This is a genomic window from Enterobacter cloacae complex sp. P43RS, assembly GCF_014930585.1.
Classification (GTDB): domain Bacteria; phylum Pseudomonadota; class Gammaproteobacteria; order Enterobacterales; family Enterobacteriaceae; genus Enterobacter; species Enterobacter bugandensis.
The window spans coordinates 154,088-177,101 of record NZ_JADBRJ010000009.1; the positions used below are offsets into that span (position 1 = coordinate 154,088).

A 23,014-nucleotide genomic window follows, 5' to 3' on the forward strand; every position below is an offset into this window, starting at 1 on the left:
GTCTAACGTTTGGGCATAAACTGCCTGAATAATTCGCGGCTCTTTAAGGGCTTGCCGCCAAGATACGGCTTGAGGGCAATCCTGGTAAAGCGTTTTGCTGCGCGCAGGGTATCGGCGTCCGGAAACTCGCGTTCATAAAGCGCTCTGAGCTGGCGTCCGGTAAAAGTACTGTTATCAACGACGACGCTGGCAATAAAGCCTTTTTCTTCGCGGTAGCGGTAGGTCATGGTGTCTTCCACCTCATCACCGCTGCCTGCGCAGTGCAGAAAATCCACGCCGTACCCGAGGTGGCCCAGCAGCGCCAGTTCGAAACGACGCAGGGCGGGTTCGGGCGTGCCGGTCGCACCCGCCAGTGCCTCGATACAGTGCAGATAATCGAAGAAAAGTTCCGAGAAGCGAGTCTCATGTTCAAGGACGCGGGAGATGAGCTCGTTGACATACAGACCGCTGTAGAGCGTGATGCCAGAAAGGGGAAGCGCCAGAGAGACGGCTTCAGCGCTGCGCAAGGTTTTGACTTCCCCTCGCCCGCCAAAGCGAACCAGCAGCGGCGTAAAAGGCTGTAGGGCACCCTTCAGATTAGAACGTTTGGAACGTGCGCCTTTCGCAACAAGGCGCACGCGGCCCGACTCTTCCGTGAAGACGTCCAGCATCAGGCTGGTTTCGCTCCAGGGACGACTATGGAGAACGAAGGCGCGCTGCCAACCTTCCATTATACTCGTCGTCTTGAGTTACTGATCTTCGCCGTAACCGAGGCTGCGCAGAGCACGCTCATCATCGGCCCAGCCAGATTTCACCTTCACCCACAGTTCCAGATGAACTGGCGCTTCGAACATCTCCTGCATGTCCTTACGGGCTTCGATACCGATGGTTTTGATCTTGGCGCCTTTGTTGCCGATCACCATCTTCTTCTGCCCTTCACGCTCGACGAGGATCAGGCCGTTAATGTCGTAGCCACCGCGCTCGTTGCTCTGGAAACGCTCGATCTCCACCGTCACAGAGTACGGCAGCTCGGCGCCCAGGAAACGCATCAGCTTTTCACGGATGATTTCAGACGCCATAAAGCGCTGAGAGCGATCGGTGATGTAGTCTTCCGGGAAGTGGTGAATCGCTTCCGGTAGATGCTTACGTACGATGCCCGCGATGGTATCAACGTTCAGGCCGGTCTCAGCAGACAGCGGAACGATATCGAGGAAGTTCATCTGGCTGCCCAGCCACTGCAGGTGCGGCAGCAGGTCAGCTTTTTCCTGCACGTTGTCAACTTTGTTGACCGCGAGGATCACCGGCGTTTTGCCGTCACGCAGCTTGTTCAGTACCATTTCGTCGTCCGGCGTCCAGCGGGTGCCTTCCACTACGAAAATCACCAGCTCTACGTCGCCGATGGAGCTGCTCGCCGCCTTGTTCATCAGACGGTTAATGGCGCGCTTCTCTTCCATGTGCAGGCCAGGGGTATCGACGTAGATTGCCTGATACGCGCCTTCAGTATGGATGCCGACGATGCGGTGACGCGTGGTCTGCGCCTTACGCGAGGTGATGGAAATCTTCTGCCCAAGCAGATTATTCAGCAGGGTGGATTTGCCGACGTTCGGACGTCCGACGATGGCAATAAATCCGCAATAGGTTTTTTCTTCGCTCATTCCAGCTCCAGCATTTTTAACGCCTGTTCGGCGGCAGCCTGTTCAGCCTTACGGCGGCTCGAACCTGTGCCCACCACCGGTTCACTCAGGCCACTGACCTGGCAATGGATGGTAAATTCCTGATCGTGCGCTTCGCCACGAACCTGCACCACCAGATAGGATGGCAGCGGCAGATGACGGCCCTGCAAATATTCCTGCAGGCGCGTTTTCGGATCTTTTTGTTTATCGCCCGGGCTAATTTCGTCCAGACGGGTCTGATACCAGTTAAGGATCAGCTTTTCTACGGTCTGGATATCGCTGTCCAGGAACACGCCACCAATTAATGCTTCGACCGTATCGGCAAGAATAGATTCACGACGGAAGCCGCCGCTTTTCAGTTCACCCGGCCCAAGACGCAGACATTCGCCCAGTTCAAATTCGCGCGCGATTTCAGCGAGGGTGTTGCCGCGCACCAGCGTGGCGCGCATGCGGCTCATATCACCTTCGTCCACGCGCGGGAAACGATGATAAAGCGCATTCGCAATCACGAAACTTAAAATAGAGTCACCCAGAAACTCGAGACGCTCATTATGTTTGCTGCTGGCACTGCGATGGGTTAATGCCTGTTGCAACAACTCCTGATGATGAAAAGTGTAGCCCAGCTTCCGTTGAAGCCGATTAATTACGATGGGGTTCATGCGATACCAATAAATGAATGCGTCAAAAATGCAGCACACGAAACCGACCTGAGAAAACCAACGCGGTTTCGTGTGCCGTGGCACCCTTGCAGGGCCAACCTTAAACTTCGGGGGAATATTCTATACACAACGACAGGGGATGTCGTTAGTTCAAAGAGATTTATCGAGGAAATAATTCACGTAGCCGCGAAATAACGCGGCTACGTGTTCTTTTCCTGAGAATTAATGGATTCCGCCAATACGATTCAGGCGCACGCCGGTCGGCCACTCGCCTTCCTGCTTCTCAAAACTCATCCAGATCGCGGTTGCTTTACCCACCAGATTCGCTTCCGGCACAAAGCCCCAGTAACGGCTGTCCGCGGAGTTATCGCGGTTATCGCCCATCATGAAGTAGTGTCCCGGCGGTACGATCCAGCTGGCCAGTTGCTGACCCGGCTGTTTGTAATACATCCCCACCTGGTCCTGCGCGATTGGCACGGTCAGAATGCGGTGAGTGACATCGCCCAGCGTCTCTTTGCGCTCAACCAGACGAATGCCGTTCTCTTTGGTTTCACCTTTTGGCACCTGGAAGAACCCGCTGGTCGCTTCACCGCCGTTACGACGGGCGAAAGTCTGCACGAAATCACTTGGCTCAACGTTTGAGTAGGTGATTGGCAGCGCGTTTTCACACGCGGTACCGGAGCTGCAGCCCGGCTGAACGGTGACTTCCTTCGCAACCGGATCGTAGGTCACTTTATCACCCGGCAGACCCACCGCGCGCTTAATGTAATCCAGACGCGGATCGTCCGGATATTTAAACACCACGATGTCGCCACGTTTCGGATGCCCCGTTTCGATCAGCGTTTTCTGGTAAATCGGATCTTTAATGCCGTAGGCAAACTTCTCAACCAGAATAAAATCACCGATCAGCAGCGTTGGCATCATTGATCCCGATGGGATCTGGAACGGCTCATAAATAAACGAACGTACCACCAGCACAATCGCCAGCACCGGGAACACCGACGCGCCCGTTTCCAGCCAGCCCGGTTTCGGGCCAACTTTCTTCAGGGTTTTCGCGTCAAGCGCATCGCCAGTCGCTGCCTGCGCGGCAGCCTGACGTTCACGGCGTTTTGGGGCGAAGATAAACTTATCCAGACACCACAGCAGGCCTGTCACCAGCGTAGCGATGACCAGGATCAGGGCAAACATGTTCGCCATGCCAACTCCTTAAAGGTTATTTGCCGTCTTTACCGACATGAAGAATGGCAAGGAATGCTTCCTGCGGCAGCTCAACGTTACCGACCTGCTTCATACGCTTCTTACCTTCTTTCTGCTTCTGCAGCAGCTTTTTCTTACGGCTGACGTCACCGCCATAGCACTTCGCCAGAACGTTTTTACGTAGCTGCTTCACGGTTGAGCGGGCAATGATGTGGTTACCGATGGCCGCCTGAATCGCAATGTCAAACTGCTGACGTGGGATCAGATCTTTCATCTTCTCAACCAGCTCGCGGCCACGGTACGGCGCATTGTCGTTGTGGGTGATCAGCGCCAGCGCATCCACACGCTCGCCGTTGATCAGCACGTCCACGCGCACCATGTTGGAGGCCTGGAAACGTTTGAAGTTGTAATCCAGTGATGCATAGCCACGGGAGGTAGACTTCAGACGGTCGAAGAAGTCGAGTACCACTTCCGCCATAGGAATTTCATAGGTCAGCGCCACCTGGTTACCGTGGTAAACCATGTTGGTCTGCACGCCACGCTTCTCAATACAGAGCGTAATAACGTTCCCCAGGAACTCCTGCGGCAGCAGCATGTGACATTCTGCAATAGGCTCGCGCAGCTCGTGAATGTTGTTCAGCGGCGGCAGCTTGGACGGGCTGTCGACGTAGATCACTTCTTTCGAGGTGGTTTCTACTTCGTAGACTACCGTTGGTGCGGTGGTGATCAGATCCAGATCGTATTCACGCTCCAGACGCTCCTGAATAATCTCCATGTGCAGCAGGCCGAGGAAGCCGCAGCGGAAGCCGAAGCCCAGTGCCGTTGAGCTTTCTGGCTCGTAGAACAGGGAGGCATCGTTCAGGCTCAGCTTGCCGAGCGCATCGCGGAAGTTTTCGTAGTCGTCAGAGCTGACCGGGAACAGACCCGCGTAAACCTGCGGTTTCACCTTTTTGAAGCCTGGCAGCGCTTTGTCTGCCGGGTTACGCGCGCCGGTCAGGGTATCGCCTACTGGCGCGCCGAGGATGTCTTTAATCGCGCAGACCAGCCAGCCTACCTCGCCGCATTTCAGCTCGGTACGGTCAACCTGTTTTGGCGTGAAGATACCCAGACGGTCTGCGTTGTAGACCTGTCCGGTACTCATAACCTTGATTTTGTCGCCTTTACGCATGGTGCCGTTTTTGATACGCACCAGTGAGACCACGCCCAGGTAGTTATCGAACCATGAGTCGATGATCAGCGCCTGCAATGGACCATCCGGGTCGCCTTCCGGGGCCGGAATATCACGTACCAGGCGTTCCAGCACGTCGGTCACACCCACACCGGTTTTCGCGGAGCAGCGTACGGCGTCGGTCGCGTCAATGCCGACAATGTCTTCAATCTCTTCCGCCACGCGCTCAGGATCGGCGGCTGGCAGGTCGATTTTGTTCAGAACCGGCACAACTTCGAGATCCATTTCCATCGCGGTGTAGCAGTTCGCCAGGGTCTGGGCTTCAACGCCCTGCCCGGCATCGACCACCAGCAGCGCACCTTCACAGGCCGCCAGCGAGCGTGATACTTCATAGGAGAAGTCAACGTGGCCTGGGGTGTCGATAAAGTTCAGTTGATAGGTTTCGCCATCAGAAGCTTTATAGTCGAGCGTCACGCTCTGCGCTTTGATGGTGATACCGCGTTCGCGTTCCAGGTCCATGGAGTCCAGTACCTGGGCTGCCATTTCACGATCAGACAGGCCACCGCAAATCTGGATAATACGGTCAGACAGCGTCGACTTACCGTGGTCAATGTGAGCAATGATCGAAAAGTTACGTATGTTCTTCATATAGTTAAATAATTATGCCTTACGAATTCCTGGAGGCCGCTGTTCTTAGCCTGACGTTTTTCAGTGCGAAAACGCAGCATTCTACACTACATACCCGCAACCTGGAAATGCACTTAGAGCCAAGCATAGCGCGAAGAAATGGCGTTTTCTTTTTTGAGATGTAAATAATGATAAAGCCCGGTGGATCACCGGGCCTCAGAAGAGAGCGTCTCGACGCGAAGTTGGTCAGGCGCCAGCGCAACGCTCAGAATAACGGGCTGCCACTCATCGCGCGCGGCGAGCTTCGGTGAGATGCCTTTGGCAAGACAGAATCCCCCTACGCCACCCAAAGCTGCGCCGCACATGGCGGCCACGTCGGTGCCAAACAGCATCTGGAAAAGGCCGCCCATGACAAACAGCCCCACCAGCGGGGAGAGATAGACCAGCATCGCGGAACTCAGCAGACTGCCTTCCGTAATGCCCAGTTCCACCTTCTGACCCGCCACCAGCGGCTGTTCGCTCGGCACGGAGATCGTATGCGATGTCTGTGGCCCTAACTTATTCAGCACGCGACTGCCACAACCGGCTCGGGATGCGCAGCTATTGCATGAGGCTTTAACATCACAGCTGACCAGCGCAATACCATTCTGCCACGAGACGACGGTCGCCCACTCTTTAATCATTGTGCGGCCCTGAATTTAATGCTGTCTGAAATGCGCTTCGCCGTCTGCGGAGGTAACTCCCCCACAATCGTGATTTCTGCGTTATCGCGAACCGTGGTGCTGACCGTACGACGCCCGGTACGAAGCATTTGTTCAGCGCTGTTTGCCGTTGCGCGGTTGATATTCACCGAGAAGCTGAACAAGCCATCGGAATAGAGGCGTGATTCAACCGGCGTATCAATGGTGGGCAACTGACGACGGCTGCTGGACACTTCGCTAAAGCCTTGCGGTATCCAGGAAGGAACCCAGTTGAAATTAGCGGAGTCCCCTGCAGGAACAGAAAGCAGCGGCGGCAGGCTGGCCTTCGCCAGATTCTGCATGCTGTTGCCAACCTGATTGTTCACGCTGAAGGAGATGACGCGGAACTGTTCAAGCGTCTCGCCGTCGCGGTCGAGCAGGTCCACGCGCATCGGCAGCTTGGTTTCCGCATCAATCCAGACGATATAGCTGTAGCGTGTGCCATCGCGCGCAACCACGCGGATCACTTCACACAGCCTGTCTGCAATACGGGTACGCCCTACCGAAATAAAATCATAGTAAGGGGCAAGTCGTTTGAAGTCGGTATAGATAAGCGACGGTAGAGAATCAACGATATAGTCGCCATTCAGGGTGAAAGGCTCCAGACCGGGCTCGAAATAGCTGATTTCGTTGCCACGCTGGACAACTTCCCGACGCGGGCCATCCATCTGTAAAAGCTGGGCGAGCGGCTGGTTATCAAGACGGGCATGGCGATAGCGTAACGACTCGACGCCCTGCTTGTTGATGCTGATAAATGCCAACTCGTAATTGAGTGACTGGCTGGCCAGATTCATTTGCTGCAACAACGCCCCGGATGAAACATCAGCCGAGGCGTTAGCAGAGAAGAACAGGCTACCCGCCATCAGAGACATGGCGAACCAAAGTTGCTTCATTACTGCGATTGTGTTCCTAAAGTTTGGTTTCCTGGCACCTGCACAGCAGCTTGCTGAGTTTGGGCCTGCTCAAACTGAAGCTGTTCAGAGTGCAGACGACGCTGCAACTCATAATCCTGCAACATCGCATTAATGCGACGGCGCTGCTCCTGAACCTGCTGTTGCTGACCGCCGCTGGCGGAGGCATCAGCCGGTACGCCCAGACTTACCGGGCTTGCTTTGCCCATCATCGGCAGTGTGTTAAACACTGGCGCTTCTGGCTGCTGATTAGTTTCAGACTGAGTATTATAGTGCTGGACGCCAACGATAACTGCAAGCGATACGCATGCAGCCACCCCCATTTGGGTGAGCTGGCTGGCCCACGGACGCACTTTTTTCCAGAACGGCATTTTCTGCCACTGGTGCGGTGCGGGTTGAGCTTCAGGAATCAGCGGAGTGGTCTGATGAACAGGCTCATTCTCGATGGCCGCCATCACGCGGGCTGAGATATCGAAATGGAGAACCTCTCCGGTATCACCGCGCAGCGTGTCACGGATGAGATGGTAACTCTCCCAGGTCTCTTGCATTTCGGGAGAATGAGACAGCTCGTTGAGAAGCTCACTATCCAGCGTCTCACCATCCATTAAAGCGGAAAGTTTTTCTTTCTGCATGCCTAATACCTTTTCCAGTATCCCGCTATCGTCAACGCCTGATAAGCGGTTGAACTTTATTATCAATAGCTTCTCGCGCACGGAAAATTCGTGAACGAACCGTGCCGACCGGACAATCCATGATAGCGGCTATCTCTTCATAGCTCAGACCATCAAGCTCCCGTAACGTAATAGCCATGCGTAAATCTTCCGGGAGTGACTCGATCGTGCGAAAAACAATTTGTCTCAGTTCTTCTGACAACATTAAGTTCTCAGGGTTCGAAATTTCTTTCAGCGCACCGCCACTTTCGAAGTTTTCGGCGTCGATAGCGTCTACATCACTGGACGGCGGACGACGACCCTGAGCAACCAGGTAATTCTTTGCCGTATTGACAGCAATACGGTACAGCCAGGTATAAAAAGCACTATCTCCCCGGAAAGATTCCAGCGCGCGATAGGCCTTAATAAAAGACTCTTGCACCACATCAGGTACATCACCTGACGGTACATAGCGGGAAACCAGACTCGCCACCTTATGCTGGTAGCGTACCACCAGTAGGTTAAAGGCTTTCTGATCTCCCTTCTGGACCCGTTCAACCAGGACCTGGTCCGTTAACTGCTCGCTCATCCGAGGTAATGTCTCCCCAAACCTAAATTCCACGCGTTATCGAAACGCCACTCTATAACTACCGCACTTTGAGCAAGCACCAGCTTAGAGTGTCTGATCTTCAATAAGTTCCGTAACGCCTTTGTTTTTGTTCATCGCGCCGCAGACCGTTCATTTTCTCTCATTATAAGTCTGTTCACGATACGCACCACTTTCTGACAAGAAACATCTTTTTCCCGCCAGAAGAGTAACGCAACACAGGCTTTATTTCACCACAAAATCTGACGCTAACGATCTGCTTCGCAAAATAATTTCATTTATTTACCCTTCGTTTACCCCTGCCAGTGCGTTTAGTCATTGCAACTTTCATTAAAAAAAACGTGCGATATCTCGCATTCAGGTGCTATTCTGCCCCAACACTGTTTAGTAAATTAAACAACAATCATGAACACAACACCTGAACTTCATTGTGATGTACTGATCATCGGCAGCGGCGCTGCCGGTCTCTCTCTGGCGCTGCGTCTGGCTGAACATCAGAACGTTATCGTTCTGAGCAAAGGCCCGATAAGTGAAGGCTCCACATTTTATGCTCAGGGCGGCATTGCCGCGGTATTTGACGAGACCGACAGCATTGCGTCACATGTGGAAGATACGCTGATTGCCGGGGCCGGGATCGTGGATGCGCACGCGGCAGAGTTTGTCGCCAGCAATGCCCGCCATTGCGTTCAGTGGCTTATCGATCAGGGTGTTTTATTCGATACTCAGGTTCAGCCCAACGGTGAAGAGAGCTACCACTTAACGCGTGAAGGCGGTCATAGCCACCGCCGCATCCTGCACGCCGCGGATGCTACCGGAAAAGAAGTGGAAACCACGCTGGTCAGCAAAGCGCTGAACCATCCTAACATCCGGGTCCTTGAGCGGAGCAACGCGGTTGATCTGATCATTTCCGACAAGATAGGCCTGCCCGGCACGCGTCGCGTGGTGGGAGCGTGGGTCTGGAACCGTAATAAAGAGAAGGTGGAAACCTGTCAGGCGAAGGCTGTGGTGTTGGCTACAGGTGGCGCCTCTAAGGTGTATCAGTACACCACGAATCCGGATATCGCTTCCGGGGACGGTATCGCTATGGCCTGGCGCGCCGGCTGCCGCGTGGCGAATCTCGAATTTAATCAGTTTCACCCCACCGCCCTGTTCCACCCTCAGGCGCGAAATTTCCTGCTGACGGAAGCCCTGCGCGGCGAAGGGGCTTATCTGAAACGCCCTGACGGTACCCGCTTTATGCCGGACTTTGACGCCCGCGGTGAACTGGCGCCGCGTGATATTGTTGCCCGCGCCATCGACCACGAAATGAAGCGCCTTGGCGTGGACTGCATGTATCTCGATATCAGCCATAAGCCGGCAGAATTCATTCGCCAGCACTTCCCGATGATTTACGAAAAGCTGCTCAATCTTGGCATTGATTTAACACGCGATCCGGTGCCCATTGTGCCAGCCGCCCACTATACCTGCGGCGGCGTGATGGTTGACGATCACGGACGCACTGATGTAGACGGTCTGTACGCTATTGGTGAGGTCAGCTATACCGGGCTACACGGCGCGAACCGTATGGCGTCTAACTCGCTGCTTGAATGTCTGGTGTACGGCTGGTCAGCGGCGGAGGACATCACGAAGCGCATGCCTTACGCCCGTGAAACAGAGCGTTTACCGGCCTGGGATGAAAGCCGCGTGGAGAACCCAGACGAGCTGGTAGTGATCCAGCACAACTGGCACGAGCTACGGTTGTTTATGTGGGACTACGTTGGGATTGTGCGCACCACGAAACGTCTGGAACGCGCGTTGCGCCGCATTACGATGCTGCAGCAGGAAATTGATGAATATTATGCCCATTTCCGCGTCTCCAATAATCTGCTGGAGCTGCGCAATCTGGTGCAGGTTGCCGAGCTGATTGTTCGCTGCGCGATGATGCGTAAAGAGAGCCGCGGTTTGCACTACACACTCGACTACCCGGATCGGCTTGCTGAGTCCGGCCCGTCGATACTCGCCCCGCAGGTTTACATAAACAAATAAAACGCCTGGGTCAGAGCCGTGTAATCTTCGGAATAACGCTGGTCTGGCCCACGGATCACCATACGGTCATTAAAACACTCACCCTCTTTTGGCGAAAGCGCCAGCAGCACGCGGTGCGGCAATCGGCCTTCCGTATCAGAGATGTCAGTTCGCAAACGTAACGTCCAGCCGATCTCTTGCGCGGTAGCGATAAACGTGTTGCCCGTACTTTCTGGCAGCACCACGCAGAAAAAGCCCTCTTCTGAGATAAGTTCAGCCGCGTTGACGAGCAGCGCTTTATGATCGAGTGAACCGGTATAGCGCGCCTGTTCACGCTCCGGTGTACCGCACTCCACGCCGGGCTCGTAGTAAGGGGGGTTGCTGACAATCAGATCGTAACGCGCCGTCTGCTCTGGGGCCCAGGCCAGCACGTCCGCGCACTTAACGGTTATCCGGTCAGCCCAGGGGGACTCTGCCGCGTTTTCACCCGCCTGCCCTGCGGCCTGCGCATCCAGCTCAACGGCATCAATAGTGACATGCTCTTCAGTACGCTGCGCCAGCATCAAGGCCACCAGCCCGCTGCCGGTACCGATATCAAGAATACGCTTAACACCTGCGACAGGTGCCCATGCTCCCAGTAAAATGCCGTCTGTACCCACTTTCATGGCACAGCGATCGTGAGCGACAAAAAATTGTTTAAACGTAAAACCATCGCGGCGCAGCTGCGCTTTGAGTTGAGACATGTCAGGGCAACCTTCTAAGTGAAACTGGAGTAGCATAGGGGAAAGCGAAGTGGCCGCAAAGCGATATCCATACAAACAGATGAAGATTACAGCCGTAACGTCTATAATCAGCGCCCCACACAGAGGTAGAACATGACTGTAACGACTTTTTCCGAACTTGAACTCGATGAAAGCCTGCTCAATGCTCTTGAGAGCAAAGGCTTTACACGCCCGACCGCCATTCAGGCAGCGGCCATTCCGCCTGCGCTTGAGGGCCGCGATGTGCTCGGTTCTGCGCCAACCGGCACGGGGAAGACAGCAGCCTATTTGCTGCCTGTGTTGCAGCACCTGCTCGACTTTCCACGTAAAAAATCTGGCCCGCCGCGTATTTTGATCCTGACGCCTACGCGCGAGCTGGCCATGCAGGTTGCCGATCACGCGCGTGAACTCGCGGCGAATACGCATCTGGATATCGCCACCATCACCGGCGGCGTTGCGTATATGAACCACGCCGAAGTGTTCAGCGAAAACCAGGACATCGTCGTCGCGACGACGGGCCGCCTGCTGCAGTATATTAAAGAAGAGAACTTCGACTGCCGCGCGGTAGAAACGCTGATCCTCGACGAAGCGGACCGCATGCTGGACATGGGCTTTGCGCAGGATATCGAGCATATTGCAGGTGAAACGCGCTGGCGTAACCAGACGATGCTGTTCTCTGCCACCCTTGAAGGGGATGCGATTAAAGACTTCGCAGAGCGTCTGCTGGAAGATCCGGTGGAAGTCTCTGCGACGCCATCCACGCGAGAGCGTAAAAAGATCCACCAGTGGTATTACCGTGCGGACAACCTTGAGCATAAGGTTGAGCTGCTCAAGCACCTGCTGACGCAGGAAGACGCCACCCGCACTATCGTGTTTGTGCGTAAGCGCGAGCGCGTGCACGAGCTGGCTGAAATGCTGCGCAACGCCGGGATCAACAACTGCTATCTTGAAGGTGAGATGGCGCAGATCAAGCGTACCGAAGGCATTAAGCGCCTGACCGATGGCCGCGTTAACGTGCTGGTCGCAACAGACGTTGCCGCCCGCGGGATCGACATCCCTGACGTGAGCCACGTCATTAACTTCGATATGCCGCGCAGCGGAGATACTTACCTGCACCGCATTGGCCGTACCGGTCGCGCGGGCCGCAAAGGGATTGCAATTTCACTGGTTGAAGCGCATGACTACCTGCTGCTGCAGAAAATTGGCCGCTATGTTGACGAGCCGCTGAAAGCGCGCGTTATTGATGGCTTGCGCCCAACCACACGTGCGCCGAGTGAAAAAATGACGGGTAAACCGTCCAAGAAAGCGCTCGCGAAACGTGCTGAGAGAAAAGAGAAAGAAAAAGAGAAGCCGCGCGTGAAGCAGCGCCACCGCGATACCAAAAACATTGGTAAGCGTCGTAAGCCAAGCGCTGCCGCTCAGGAAACGAAGACTGAAGAGTAAGAAAAAGCCGGGGTAATCCCCGGCTTTTTTGTTCCCCCCCGTGGCTGAAGCCTTACAGGCTTTCAGTAAAGGTACGGGCGATAACGTCGCGCTGCTGTTCTGGAGTCAGTGAGTTAAAGCGAACCGCATAACCAGACACGCGGATAGTCAGCTGTGGGTATTTTTCCGGGTGCTCAACGGCATCCATCAGCGTTTCGCGGCGCAGCACGTTAACGTTCAGGTGCTGACCCCCTTCAACGCGCACTTCCGGCTGCACTTCCATTGGGATTTCACGGTATTCGATTTCGCCCAGTTTATTCACCGGTACGATTTCATCTTCAGCAAAACCCGCTTTCGCAACCACACAGCGCGCTTCATTTTTCTCGCTGTCCAGCAGCCAGAAAGAGTTGAGCAGATCGTCATTTGCCGCTTTGGTAATCTGGATACCTGTAATCATGTGTTGCCTCCCTTAGGCTACATTAACTGATGCTGGCCTTACGCGGCCAATTGGTAAAACCATTGTTTCTTGTGTGTATATATATCATTCACACCACGGCGATTTATTGATTTAAATCAACAAAAACACCAACCACATAAAGAGTGTGGTTTGAATTTATTGCTTTAGATCAATTTCATACCCCCATCAACTCAACTTAACCTGCATCATTTCAAAATAAATTTAACGACTTAGCACGCATTTCAGCGCGTAATTTTGCTCACAAGCGTTAAACAGGTAAGCTAGTGACAGATTGAGATTCGCAGGAGAGCGACATGACGACACCTTTAACCTGGCATGACGTGCTGGCAGAAGAAAAGCAGCAGCCTTATTTTATCAATACGCTCAGTACCGTTGCCGCTGAGCGTCAGTCCGGGCAAACGATTTATCCGCCGCAAAAAGATGTATTCAACGCGTTTCGCTATACCGAGTTGAGCGATGTGAAAGTCGTCATTCTGGGCCAGGATCCCTATCACGGCCCTGGGCAGGCGCACGGGCTGGCATTTTCCGTACGCCCAGGCGTGGCGATCCCCCCTTCTCTGCTCAACATGTATAAAGAGCTTGAGGGAACCGTGCCCGGGTTTACCCGCCCCAACCACGGTTATCTGGAAAGCTGGGCGCGCCAGGGCGTGCTGTTATTAAACACGGTGCTCACCGTACGGGCGGGCCAGGCGCACTCGCACGCCAGCCTTGGGTGGGAAACCTTTACCGATAAAGTTATCAGCCTTATCAACGAGCATCGTGAAGGGGTCGTGTTTTTACTCTGGGGTTCTCACGCGCAGAAGAAAGGGGCAATTATCGATCGTCAGCGTCATCACGTGTTGAAGGCACCGCACCCGTCACCGCTGTCTGCCCATCGCGGTTTCTTTGGCAGTAATCATTTTGTTCTGGCAAATGAATGGCTGGAAAAACGTGGCGAAACGCCAATTGACTGGATGCCTGTGTTACCGGCAGAGAGCGAGTAGGGTTTGAATGTGCCGGATCAGGCCCGGCACATAAGAGACTTATGCCTTATTCTGACGCCACCACTCGGCCAGCAGCACGCCGGTCGCAACGGATACGTTCAGACTTTCCACATTGCCCGTCCCGTCGATGGAGACGCTCAGATCCGAACTGGAGAGCGCCGCATCAGACAGACCATCGCGTTCCTGACCCAACACCAGCACCATCTTGCGCGGCAGCGTCGCTTTAAACAGCGGCGTACCGGCATGGCTGGATGTGGTCACGATGGAATAGCCCGCTTTACGGAACTGCTCGAGGGCATCCAGAACGCTGTCGCCGGTGATCGGCTGTACGTGCTCGGCTCCGCCTTCCGCAGTACGGATCGCGGCGCCGGATTCCAGCAGCGCGGCATCCTGCAGCAGCACGCCCTTCACGCCAAAATGCGCGCAGCTGCGCATCATTGCGCCCAGGTTGTGCGGGTTGCCCACGTCTTCCAGCGCCAGCACGCAGTCATCGGCATCTGCCTGGCTGACCCACTGCTGAACTGTCGTGCCGTTACGTTTTTTAATCAGGAAGCAGACGCCGCCGTGGTGCTCGGTACCGGACGCTTTTGTCAGTTCAGCATCATCAACCACGTGGTAGGCTTTGCGGTTCGCCGCCATCCAGCGCAGCGCTTCTTTGAAGCGCGGGGTCACGCTCTGGATAAACCAGGCGCGGACAATACACTCAGGACGGCTCTGGAACAGCGCCTGGCAGGCGTTCTCGCCATATACGCGGGTCTCTTCCGCGCGCTGACGACGCAGCACTTCCGGGTCGATAAAGCTTTTACCGCTGATACCGCCGTGATCGGCTTTCTCCGGCGTCTCATCGCCAGGGGCGCGAGAAACGGTGCGCCACGGAGAGGCGTTATCACGTGAGAAGTCATCACGCGGACGGTCATCGCGCTTGCGATCGTCACGCTTGCGGTCATCACGTTTGCGGTCATCACCGCGGTTATTTCTGTCATCGCGGGCGGGGCGACGGCCACCGTCTGCACGAGAGGACGCTGGACGCCCGCCACCTTTTCCGGTACGCGGATTTTGGGTGCGTTTATCAGAGTCATCATCACTGCGGACATACATCACTTTGACCTTGCCGCTTTTGTTTTTCATTTCGTCGTTCATGCTTTTCTCCACCAGCGCTGCGCGAAGCGCGCAGATTACCCGATGTGCCAGCGCATAGCCATAATTTCATACAAAAGCCTGTGACTATTGTTCCCATTGAATAAAACGCATTGTCGTTTCATACAGGCTCACTGATAATATGTAACATATCAGAAACATTATCGGCGTTCTGCCGCTGTCCCACGGCTCTATCAGAGGTTAGTTATGAATACCGTATGTGCCAACTGTCAGGCTTTAAACCGCATTCCGGACGATCGGATGGATGACGGTGCGAAATGCGGACGTTGTGGCCATGAATTGTTTGATGGCGATGTCATTAACGCGACGGGTGCTACGCTGGACAAACTCCTCAAGGACGATCTCCCGGTGGTGGTCGATTTCTGGGCGCCATGGTGCGGTCCGTGCCGCAGCTTCGCGCCAATCTTCGAAGATGTGGCCGAAGAGCGCAGCGGAAAAATGCGGTTCGTTAAGGTTAATACCGAGGCCGAACGCGAGTTAAGCGCACGTTTTCGTATTCGCAGTATCCCGACCATCATGATTTTTAAAAATGGTGAAGTGATCGATATGCTCAACGGTGCGGTTCCAAAAGCACCTTTTGATAGCTGGTTAAACGAATCGCTGTAACATTCCCGGGGCACACCTTGTGCCCCGTTCCCGCCTCTGCGAAAATAGGGTTTTTCCTCCATTTCGCCCATGACTGATAACGCTGTCCTTAAATTACGCGCCGAACGCCTTGCGCGCGCGACTCGCCCCTTTCTTGCTCGTGGCAATCGCATACGTCGCTGTCAGCGCTGCCTGCTGCCGCTGAAGGTGTGTCTGTGCGAGACGCTGGCCCCAAGTACTGCGGAGAGCCGCTTTTGTCTGGTCATGTTCGATACCGAGCCGATGAAGCCCAGTAATACGGGGCGTCTTATTGCCGATATTCTGCCGGATACCGCCGCGTTTCAGTGGTCGCGCACTGAGCCACCTCAGGCTCTGCTCGACCTGGTGGCAAGCCCGGACTACCAGCCGATGGTGGTTTTCCCGGCATCTTATGCGGGAGAACAGCGTCAGGTCCTTACCGCGCCGCCATCAGGGAAACCACCGCTGTTTATTATGCTGGACGGCACCTGGACCGAAGCGCGGAAAATGTTTCGCAAAAGCCCTTACCTCGACGCTCTGCCGGTTATTTCTGTCGATCTTTCCCGCGTCTCGGCCTACCGCCTGCGCGAAGCGCATGCTGACGGGCAATACTGCACTGCCGAAGTAGCCATTGCGCTACTGGATTTAGCAGGAGATACCGCTGCAGCTGGTGCCCTGGGCAACCATTTCTCATGCTTCCGGGAGCGCTATCTGGCGGGAAAAACCGTTCATAAGGGCAGCATCACAGCAACGGAGACAGAAAGCGTTTAAAATCATCAGGTCGCTTGCATTCACAGGAGGCCTGCATGAGCCAGAGAGGGTTAGAAGCGCTACTCCGTCCTAAATCCATTGCCGTCATCGGCGCATCAATGAAACCGGATCGTGCAGGCTATCTGATGATGCGCAACCTTCTGGCCGGAGGATTTAACGGTCCCGTTATGCCCGTCACGCCGTCTTATAAGGCCGTTCAGGGCGTGCTTGCCTGGCCGGACGTGGAGAGCCTGCCTTTCGTACCGGATCTCGCCGTTCTGTGTACAAACGCCAAACGCAATCCGGAACTGCTGGAGTCACTCGGCAAGAAAGGGTGTAAAACCTGCATTATTCTCTCGTCTCCGCCTGAACAGCAGCCCGAACTGCTGGCCTGCGCCAGCCGCTATCAGATGCGCATTCTCGGGCCGAACAGCCTGGGTCTGCTCGCGCCCTGGCAGGGGCTGAACGCCAGCTTCTCCCCGGTGCCGATCCGTAAAGGCAAGCTGGCGTTTATCTCGCAGTCGGCTGCGGTCTCAAACACCATCCTTGACTGGGCGCAGCAGCGTGAAATGGGATTCTCCTACTTCATTGCTCTGGGCGACAGCCTGGATATTGACGTTGACGAACTGCTGGATTTCCTGGCGCGAGACAGCAAAACCAGCGCAATCCTCCTTTATCTTGAGCACCTGAGCGACGCCCGTCGTTTTGTTTCCGCTTCGCGTAGCGCATCGCGCAATAAACCGATCCTCGTTATCAAAAGCGGTCGCAGCCCTGCGGCGCAGCGTCTGCTGCAGTCTCATTCCGGTATGGATCCGGCCTGGGATGCTGCCATTCAGCGCGCGGGGTTGCTGCGGGTGCAGGATACACACGAGCTTTTTTCCGCCGTCGAGACGTTGAGCCACATGCGTCCGCTGCGCGGCGAGAAGTTAATGATTGTCAGCAATGGCGCGGCCCCTGCCGCGCTGGCGCTGGATGAGCTTTGGCTGCGTAACGGCAAGCTGGCCACGCTGGGTGAAGAGACGCTGCAACGCCTCAGAGAGGCGCTTCCGGCAAGCGTGACGCCCGGCAATCCGCTTGATTTGCGCGATGATGCCAGCAGCGATCGCTATATCAGGGCAATCTCCATATTGCTGGACAGCCAGGATTTCGATGCGCTAATGATTATCCACTCCCCCAGCGCGGCCGCGCCGGGCAGTGAAAGCGCGCGGGCGCTGATTGAGGCGGTACGAAATCATCCGCGCGGCAAATATGTCACCCTGCTGACCAACTGGTGCGGTGAGTTTTCCTCTCAGGAGGCGCGACGCTTGTTCAGTGAAGCCGGACTGCCAACCTACCGCACGCCGGAAGGCACCATCACGGCATTTATGCATATGGTGGAATATCGCCGCAACCAGAAACAGCTGCGTGAGACACCGGCTTTGCCCGGAAACCTGACGGCGAACACCGTCGATGTTCATCGGCTGTTACAGCAGGCCATTGAAGAAGGCGCGACCTCGCTTGATACGCATGAAGTGCAGCCCATACTGGGCAGCTACGGGATGCAAACTCTGCCAACCTGGATCGCCAGCGACAGCGCTGAGGCCGTACATATAGCCGAACAGATTGGCTACCCGGTCGCCCTTAAGCTTCGTTCCCCCGATATCCCGCATAAGTCGGACGTTCAGGGGGTCATGTTGTACCTGCGTACGGCAACGGAGGTGCAGCAGGCAGCCGATGCCATTTTCGATCGCGTCAAAATGGCCTGGCCGCAGGCTCGGATCCACGGACTGCTGGTGCAAAGCATGGCTCACCGCGCGGGCGCCCAGGAACTGCGGGTGGTGGTTGAACACGATCCCGTCTTCGGCCCGCTCATTATGTTGGGGGAAGGCGGCGTTGAGTGGCGTCCAGAGGAACAGGCCGCGGTGGCGTTACCGCCGCTGAACATGAATCTGGCGCGCTATCTGATCATTCAGGCGATTAAAAGCAAAAAGATCCGGGGCCGCAGCGCCCTGCGTCCGCTCGATATTGCCGGGTTGAGTCAATTCCTGGTGCAGGTGTCTAACCTGGTTGTAGATTGTGCGGAGATCCAGCGGCTGGATATCCATCCGCTGCTCGCCTCCGGCACTGAGTTTACGGCGCTGGACGTAACGCTGGATATCGCGCCATTTGAAGGGGACAGAGAGAGCCGCCTGGCGATCCGTCCGTATCCTCTGCAGCTGGAGGAGTGGGTCGAGATGAAGAATGGGGAACGCGCCCTGTTCCGCCCTATTCTGCCGGAAGATGAACCGCAGCTGCGTGCCTTTATTTCTCAGGTTACGAAAGAAGATCTCTATTATCGCTACTTTAGCGAAATCAACGAATTTACCCACGATGATTTAGCCAATATGACCCAGATCGACTACGATCGAGAGATGGCGTTTGTCGCCGTTCGACGTTCCGATCAGGGCGATGAGATCCTCGGCGTGACGCGCGCAATTTCCGATCCGGATAACATTGACGCGGAATTTGCTGTGCTGGTGCGCTCCGATCTTAAAGGCCTGGGTCTGGGCAGACGACTGCTGGAAAAACTCATCAGTTATACGCGAGATCACGGATTGTTACGCCTGAATGGCATTACTATGCCGAACAATCGCGGTATGGTGACCCTGGCGCGAAAACTCGGATTTGAGGTTGATATTCAGCTGGACGAAGGTATTGTCGCCTTATCCCTCGGCCTGACACCGGCAGACAAACCCGAGTAAGCTACTGGAAATGTTACCCACTTTGGACGGGACTGGTGGTATCATTGTCCGCTTATGTTGTTTGCATGGTACAGACAACCCTTCAATGAACAGAGAAGAAACGCACTGTGATGTTGTCAAAATTTAAGCGTAATAAACATCAACAACACCTTGCTCAACTACCGAAGATTTCTCAGTCAGTTGATGATGTAGAGTTCTTTTACGCTCCCGCTCATTTTCGGGAGACGCTTCTGGAAAAGATTGCCAGTGCCACGCGACGCATTTGCATTGTGGCCCTGTATCTTGAACAAGATGAAGGCGGGCGCGCGATCCTGAACGCGCTCTATGAAGCCAAGCGTCAGCGTCCGGAACTGGATGTTCGCGTGCTGGTTGACTGGCATCGCGCCCAGCGTGGCCGTATTGGCGCGGCCGCTTCAAACACCAATGCAGACTGGTATTGCCGCACGGCGCAGGAAAATCCTGGCGTCGATGTACCTGTTTATGGCGTCCCGGTGAATACCCGAGAAGCGCTCGGCGTCCTTCATTTTAAAGGGTTCATCATCGATGACAGCGTGCTTTACAGCGGCGCAAGCCTCAATGATGTCTACCTTCATCAGCTCGATAAATATCGCTATGACCGCTACCATCTGATCCGTAATCCTCAGATGGCCGATATCATGTTTAACTGGGTTGATAAAAACCTGGTACATGGCCGTGGCGTTAATCGCCTTGACGATCCCGAGCGCCCTAAGAGCCCGGAAATCAAAAACGATGTTCGCGCCTTCCGCCAGGAGCTGCGCGATGCTGTTTACCATTTTCAGGGCGACGCTAACAACGAAGAGTTATCCGTTACCCCGCTGGTTGGGCTTGGCAAATCAAGCCTGCTGAATAAAACGATTTTCCATCTGATGCCGTGCGCGGAGCAAAAGCTCACCATCTGTACGCCGTACTTTAACCTTCCTGCCGTGCTGGTGCGTAATATCATTCAGCTGCTGCGCGATGGTAAAAAAGTGGAAATTATCGTTGGGGATAAAACGGCGAACGACTTCTTCATACCTGAAGATCAGCCGTTCAAAATCATCGGTGCGCTGCCTTATCTTTATGAAATTAACCTGCGCCGCTTCCTGAGCCGTTTACAGTATTACGTAAACACTGACCAGCTGGTTGTGCGTCTGTGGAAAGATGAAGACAACAGTTACCATCTGAAAGGTATGTGGGTCGACGATGAGTGGATGCTGCTGACCGGTAACAACCTGAACCCGCGCGCGTGGAGACTGGATCTGGAAAACGCGATCCTGATCCATGACCCGCAGCATGAGTTAGCCGCACAGCGTGAGCGTGAACTGGAGTTGATTCGCACGCACACCACGGTGGTTAATCATTACCGCGAGCTGCAGAGCATTGCCGATTATCCTGTGAAAGTTCGCAAGCTGATTCGCCGCTTGCGTCGTATCCGTATTGACCGACTTATCAGCCGAATTCTGTAATGTCCAGGCCCTGTTACCCGCAGGGCTTTTTTATGGAGCCCGTTGATGCGTATTCCTCTGTTACTGAGCGCTTTCTTTCTGACTGGCTGCAGTCATATGGCCAATGATAGCTGGTCCGGTCAGGACAAAGCACAACACTTCCTCGCTTCCGCTATGCTGTCTGCAGCCGGTAATGAGTACGCGCAGCATCAGGGATACAGCCGGGACCGTAGCGCGGCGATAGGGTTGATGTTCTCAGTGGGCCTTGGGGCATCAAAAGAACTATGGGATAGCCGCCCCTCAGGGAGCGGCTGGAGCTGGAAAGATTTCGCCTGGGATGTCGCCGGCGCAACGACCGGCTACGCCGTCTGGCAGATGGCTCATTATTAAAGGCGGATACCTTTTCCTTTGCGATGCAGCATCAGCGAGACAATAAACGCCAGCGCTCCCATTACGGTGACATACCAGAAGAAGGTCGTTTCACTGCCCCACGACTTAAGCGATAGCGCGACATACTCTGCCGAACCGCCAAACAGGGCATTCGCGACCGCATAAGAGAGGCCAACACCCAGCGCCCTCACCTGTGCGGGAAACATTTCCGCTTTCAAAATGCCGCTGATTGCCGTGTAAAAACTGATAATAATGAGTGCCACCATGATCAGCGCGAAAGCGGCATACGGCGACGTTGTCTGCTGTAGCGCAGTCAAAAGCGGAACGGTACCCAGGGTGAGCATGCCGCCAAAGATCAGCATGGAGGTGCGGCGACCTATTTTGTCCGACAGCGCGCCGACAATCGGCTGGATAAGCATAAAGACGAGTAACGCCACCGTCATGACGACGCTCGCAACGTTTGCATGCATGCCCGTGGTGTTAACCAGATATTTTTGCATGTAGGTGGTAAAGGTATAGAAACTTAGCGAGCCCGCGGCGGTAAAACCTAACACCATCAAAAATGCTTTGCGGTTTCGCCAGAGCCCCTTCATCGAGCCCGCCTCTTTCAGCGCCCTGACCTCCTGTTGAGAGGTTTCATCAAGCTGACGGCGTAGCCACAGGGCGACAACCGCCAGGGCAGCGCCCATAGCAAACGGGATGCGCCAGCCCCAGGCGTGCAAATCTTCATCGCTAAGGATTTGTTGCAGGATCACCACAACCAGTAACGCCAGCAGCTGTCCGCCAATGAGGGTCACATACTGGAATGATGCATAGAAACCTTTTCGGCCTTCAACCGCCACTTCGCTCATGTATGTCGCACTGGTGCCGTATTCCCCACCGACCGACAGCCCCTGGAACAGACGTGCCAGCAGCAGCAACGCGGGTGCCCATGTTCCGATAGTGTCATATCCGGGCAGGCAGGCAATCACCAGCGAGCCGACGCACATCATGCATACGGAGATGAGCATGGAGGTCTTGCGCCCTTTTCTGTCTGCGATCCTGCCGAACAGCCATCCACCGATAGGGCGCATCAGGAACCCGGCGGCAAAAACGCCTGCGGTTTGCAGAAGCTGAGTGGTGGTATTCCCGGACGGGAAAAAGATATGCGCAAAGTAGAGTGAACAGAATGAATAGACGTAAAAGTCAAACCACTCTACGAGGTTCCCCGAGGAGGCCCCAACGATTGCCCAAACCCGACGACGGGTATCCTTACCTGCCAAATTGGTGTTATCCGTATCTGCACTGGCTACGGTTTCTGTCATTTTAAAATCCCCTGTCTCACATTGCGGGCCATTGCCCACAAACAGTAAAACCGGATTTAAAACGAATCGTTAGGTAAATAAAATGTTTCCAATATGTTTCATTACGTTTTGTGAACTCGATCAGGTATCGAATTATTAGCGGGCGTAGCAATTATCCCCACTTCTGCTGATGCGCCTTTTTTCGCTGCAAATAATCTTCATCTGCACGAATTTTATCCCACCACTTTTTGAAGACCGCGGCGGCTTCGGCTTTTACGGGATCGCAATCCAGCGGTTTGACCTGGCGCTTCTCATCGTACTTTTTACCGCCTTTATGATTGGCGTATCGCCTGGCGCGCGTATAGCCCATCTGAATGAATTTACGCGCCATATCCATTCCCACAAAGTCGTTTTGCTGACGATATTCTTCAAACAGGGCGTAAATTTCTTTTGCCGATCGCGCTGCAACTTCAGCATCTTTGTATCGCCAGTGCGGAAGGATCTCGCTTTTGTAAGGTTCCACCATGAGCACACCCTGCTCTCCCCGCCCCACCTGATACAGCTCTGCATGGTCACGGAAATTAATGTTGGCAAAATCTTGTTGGTAATTAAAGGGACGTGTCAAAGCGGCACCATTGTTAAAATCGTTTTAACAATTTTAGGCACGGTCAGGCGGTGCCGCCACCCGGTATTTTCCGGCGCACAAAGCAAAAAACCCCGCACCTTACGGCACGGGGTTCTTCTTAATTGATGCCTGGCAGTTCCCTACTCTCACATGGGGAGACCCCACACTACCATCGGCGCTA

23 protein-coding genes are annotated in these 23,014 nt (G+C 54.7%); 8 read left to right on the top strand and 15 right to left on the bottom strand.

Annotation, left to right across the window (positions count from 1 at the left end; genetic code table 11):
• Positions 1-2: 2 nt before the first annotated feature.
• From recO to rseD, 10 genes are all read right to left on the bottom strand, one after another.
• Complete coding sequence (gene recO / locus IM294_RS17865; RefSeq protein WP_126818729.1) at positions 3-710, bottom strand: DNA repair protein RecO; 708 nt, start codon at positions 708-710, stop codon at positions 3-5.
• A gap of 18 nt (positions 711-728) precedes the next feature.
• Positions 729-1,634 (bottom strand): GTPase Era, encoded by a 906-nt coding sequence (gene era / locus IM294_RS17870; protein WP_028014097.1) that lies wholly within the window; start codon positions 1,632-1,634, stop codon positions 729-731.
• Positions 1,631-2,311: a ribonuclease III gene (gene rnc, locus IM294_RS17875; protein WP_003860711.1), complete on the bottom strand. Its 681-nt coding sequence runs from the start codon at positions 2,309-2,311 to the stop codon at positions 1,631-1,633. Before rnc ends, era begins: the two co-directional genes overlap by 4 nt.
• A 222-nt stretch (positions 2,312-2,533) precedes the next feature.
• Positions 2,534-3,508, bottom strand: a complete 975-nt coding sequence (lepB, locus tag IM294_RS17880; protein ID WP_047364182.1) for a signal peptidase I — start codon at positions 3,506-3,508, stop codon at positions 2,534-2,536.
• Positions 3,509-3,524: 16 nt separating this feature from the next.
• Positions 3,525-5,324, bottom strand: coding sequence for a translation elongation factor 4 (lepA, locus tag IM294_RS17885; RefSeq protein WP_028014099.1), 1,800 nt, complete (start codon positions 5,322-5,324; stop codon positions 3,525-3,527).
• Between the two features lie 185 nt (positions 5,325-5,509).
• Positions 5,510-5,986 carry a SoxR-reducing system protein RseC gene (rseC, locus tag IM294_RS17890; RefSeq protein WP_126818728.1) on the bottom strand — a complete coding sequence of 159 codons (477 nt, stop codon included), beginning with the start codon at positions 5,984-5,986 and terminating at the stop codon, positions 5,510-5,512.
• Positions 5,983-6,936 carry a sigma-E factor regulatory protein RseB gene (rseB, locus tag IM294_RS17895; protein ID WP_041908666.1) on the bottom strand — a complete coding sequence of 318 codons (954 nt, stop codon included), beginning with the start codon at positions 6,934-6,936 and terminating at the stop codon, positions 5,983-5,985. Before rseB ends, rseC begins: the two co-directional genes overlap by 4 nt.
• The gene (rseA, locus tag IM294_RS17900) at positions 6,936-7,586 is read right to left on the bottom strand and encodes an anti-sigma-E factor RseA (RefSeq protein ID WP_048960043.1); all 651 of its coding nucleotides are present in this window, start codon (positions 7,584-7,586) and stop codon (positions 6,936-6,938) included. Before rseA ends, rseB begins: the two co-directional genes overlap by 1 nt.
• 31 nt (positions 7,587-7,617) lie before the next feature.
• Entirely contained in the window at positions 7,618-8,193 is a 576-nt protein-coding gene (gene rpoE, locus IM294_RS17905; protein WP_028014102.1) for an RNA polymerase sigma factor RpoE, read from the bottom strand.
• Positions 8,190-8,273 (bottom strand): rpoE leader peptide RseD, encoded by an 84-nt coding sequence (rseD, locus tag IM294_RS22265; protein WP_231940818.1) that lies wholly within the window; start codon positions 8,271-8,273, stop codon positions 8,190-8,192. Before rseD ends, rpoE begins: the two co-directional genes overlap by 4 nt.
• Positions 8,274-8,616: 343 nt before the next feature.
• Here rseD and nadB point away from each other — a divergent pair, with 343 nt between their 5' ends.
• A complete protein-coding gene (nadB, locus tag IM294_RS17915) occupies positions 8,617-10,236 on the top strand; it encodes an L-aspartate oxidase (protein WP_045630975.1) in 1,620 nt (539 codons plus the stop codon).
• Here the strand turns inward: nadB and IM294_RS17920 are convergent.
• Entirely contained in the window at positions 10,221-10,958 is a 738-nt protein-coding gene (locus IM294_RS17920; RefSeq protein WP_028014104.1) for a tRNA1(Val) (adenine(37)-N6)-methyltransferase, read from the bottom strand. The two genes, nadB and IM294_RS17920, sit on opposite strands and share 16 nt — an antisense overlap.
• A 132-nt stretch (positions 10,959-11,090) precedes the next feature.
• On the opposite strand from IM294_RS17920, the gene srmB reads away from it, so the two are divergent.
• A complete protein-coding gene (srmB, locus tag IM294_RS17925; RefSeq protein ID WP_047368112.1) occupies positions 11,091-12,419 on the top strand; it encodes an ATP-dependent RNA helicase SrmB in 1,329 nt (442 codons plus the stop codon).
• A gap of 52 nt (positions 12,420-12,471) precedes the next feature.
• Here the strand turns inward: srmB and grcA are convergent, their stop codons facing one another.
• Positions 12,472-12,855 (bottom strand): autonomous glycyl radical cofactor GrcA, encoded by a 384-nt coding sequence (grcA, locus tag IM294_RS17930; protein WP_006176733.1) that lies wholly within the window; start codon positions 12,853-12,855, stop codon positions 12,472-12,474.
• Positions 12,856-13,169: 314 nt separating this feature from the next.
• On the opposite strand from grcA, the gene ung reads away from it, so the two are divergent.
• Positions 13,170-13,859, top strand: a complete 690-nt coding sequence (gene ung, locus IM294_RS17935; protein ID WP_023333064.1) for a uracil-DNA glycosylase — start codon at positions 13,170-13,172, stop codon at positions 13,857-13,859.
• 39 nt (positions 13,860-13,898) lie between these two features.
• Here ung and IM294_RS17940 read toward each other — a convergent pair whose 3' ends face one another.
• Complete coding sequence (locus IM294_RS17940) at positions 13,899-14,999, bottom strand: tRNA/rRNA methyltransferase (protein WP_041908658.1); 1,101 nt, start codon at positions 14,997-14,999, stop codon at positions 13,899-13,901.
• Between the two features lie 204 nt (positions 15,000-15,203).
• Between IM294_RS17940 and trxC the strand changes: the two genes are divergently transcribed.
• From trxC to IM294_RS17965, 5 genes are all read left to right on the top strand, one after another.
• Entirely contained in the window at positions 15,204-15,623 is a 420-nt protein-coding gene (gene trxC, locus IM294_RS17945; RefSeq protein ID WP_028014108.1) for a thioredoxin TrxC, read from the top strand.
• Between the two features lie 69 nt (positions 15,624-15,692).
• Positions 15,693-16,391, top strand: coding sequence for a tRNA-uridine aminocarboxypropyltransferase (gene tapT, locus IM294_RS17950; RefSeq protein WP_045260163.1), 699 nt, complete (start codon positions 15,693-15,695; stop codon positions 16,389-16,391).
• Positions 16,392-16,426: 35 nt separating this feature from the next.
• A complete protein-coding gene (gene pat / locus IM294_RS17955; RefSeq protein ID WP_063943575.1) occupies positions 16,427-19,090 on the top strand; it encodes a protein lysine acetyltransferase in 2,664 nt (887 codons plus the stop codon).
• 110 nt (positions 19,091-19,200) lie between these two features.
• Complete coding sequence (gene pssA / locus IM294_RS17960) at positions 19,201-20,556, top strand: CDP-diacylglycerol--serine O-phosphatidyltransferase (RefSeq protein WP_023331103.1); 1,356 nt, start codon at positions 19,201-19,203, stop codon at positions 20,554-20,556.
• 45 nt (positions 20,557-20,601) lie between these two features.
• Positions 20,602-20,925 (top strand): YfiM family lipoprotein, encoded by a 324-nt coding sequence (locus IM294_RS17965; protein ID WP_041908650.1) that lies wholly within the window; start codon positions 20,602-20,604, stop codon positions 20,923-20,925.
• On the opposite strand, the gene IM294_RS17970 is transcribed toward IM294_RS17965, so the two are convergent.
• Both IM294_RS17970 and IM294_RS17975 read right to left on the bottom strand, forming a co-directional pair.
• Complete coding sequence (locus IM294_RS17970) at positions 20,922-22,229, bottom strand: MFS transporter (protein ID WP_041908648.1); 1,308 nt, start codon at positions 22,227-22,229, stop codon at positions 20,922-20,924. The genes IM294_RS17965 and IM294_RS17970 overlap by 4 nt on opposite strands.
• Positions 22,230-22,380: 151 nt before the next feature.
• On the bottom strand, positions 22,381-22,833 hold the full coding sequence (locus tag IM294_RS17975; RefSeq protein WP_045260159.1) for a DUF4385 domain-containing protein: 453 nt from the start codon (positions 22,831-22,833) through the stop codon (positions 22,381-22,383).
• Positions 22,834-23,014 lie beyond the last annotated feature (181 nt).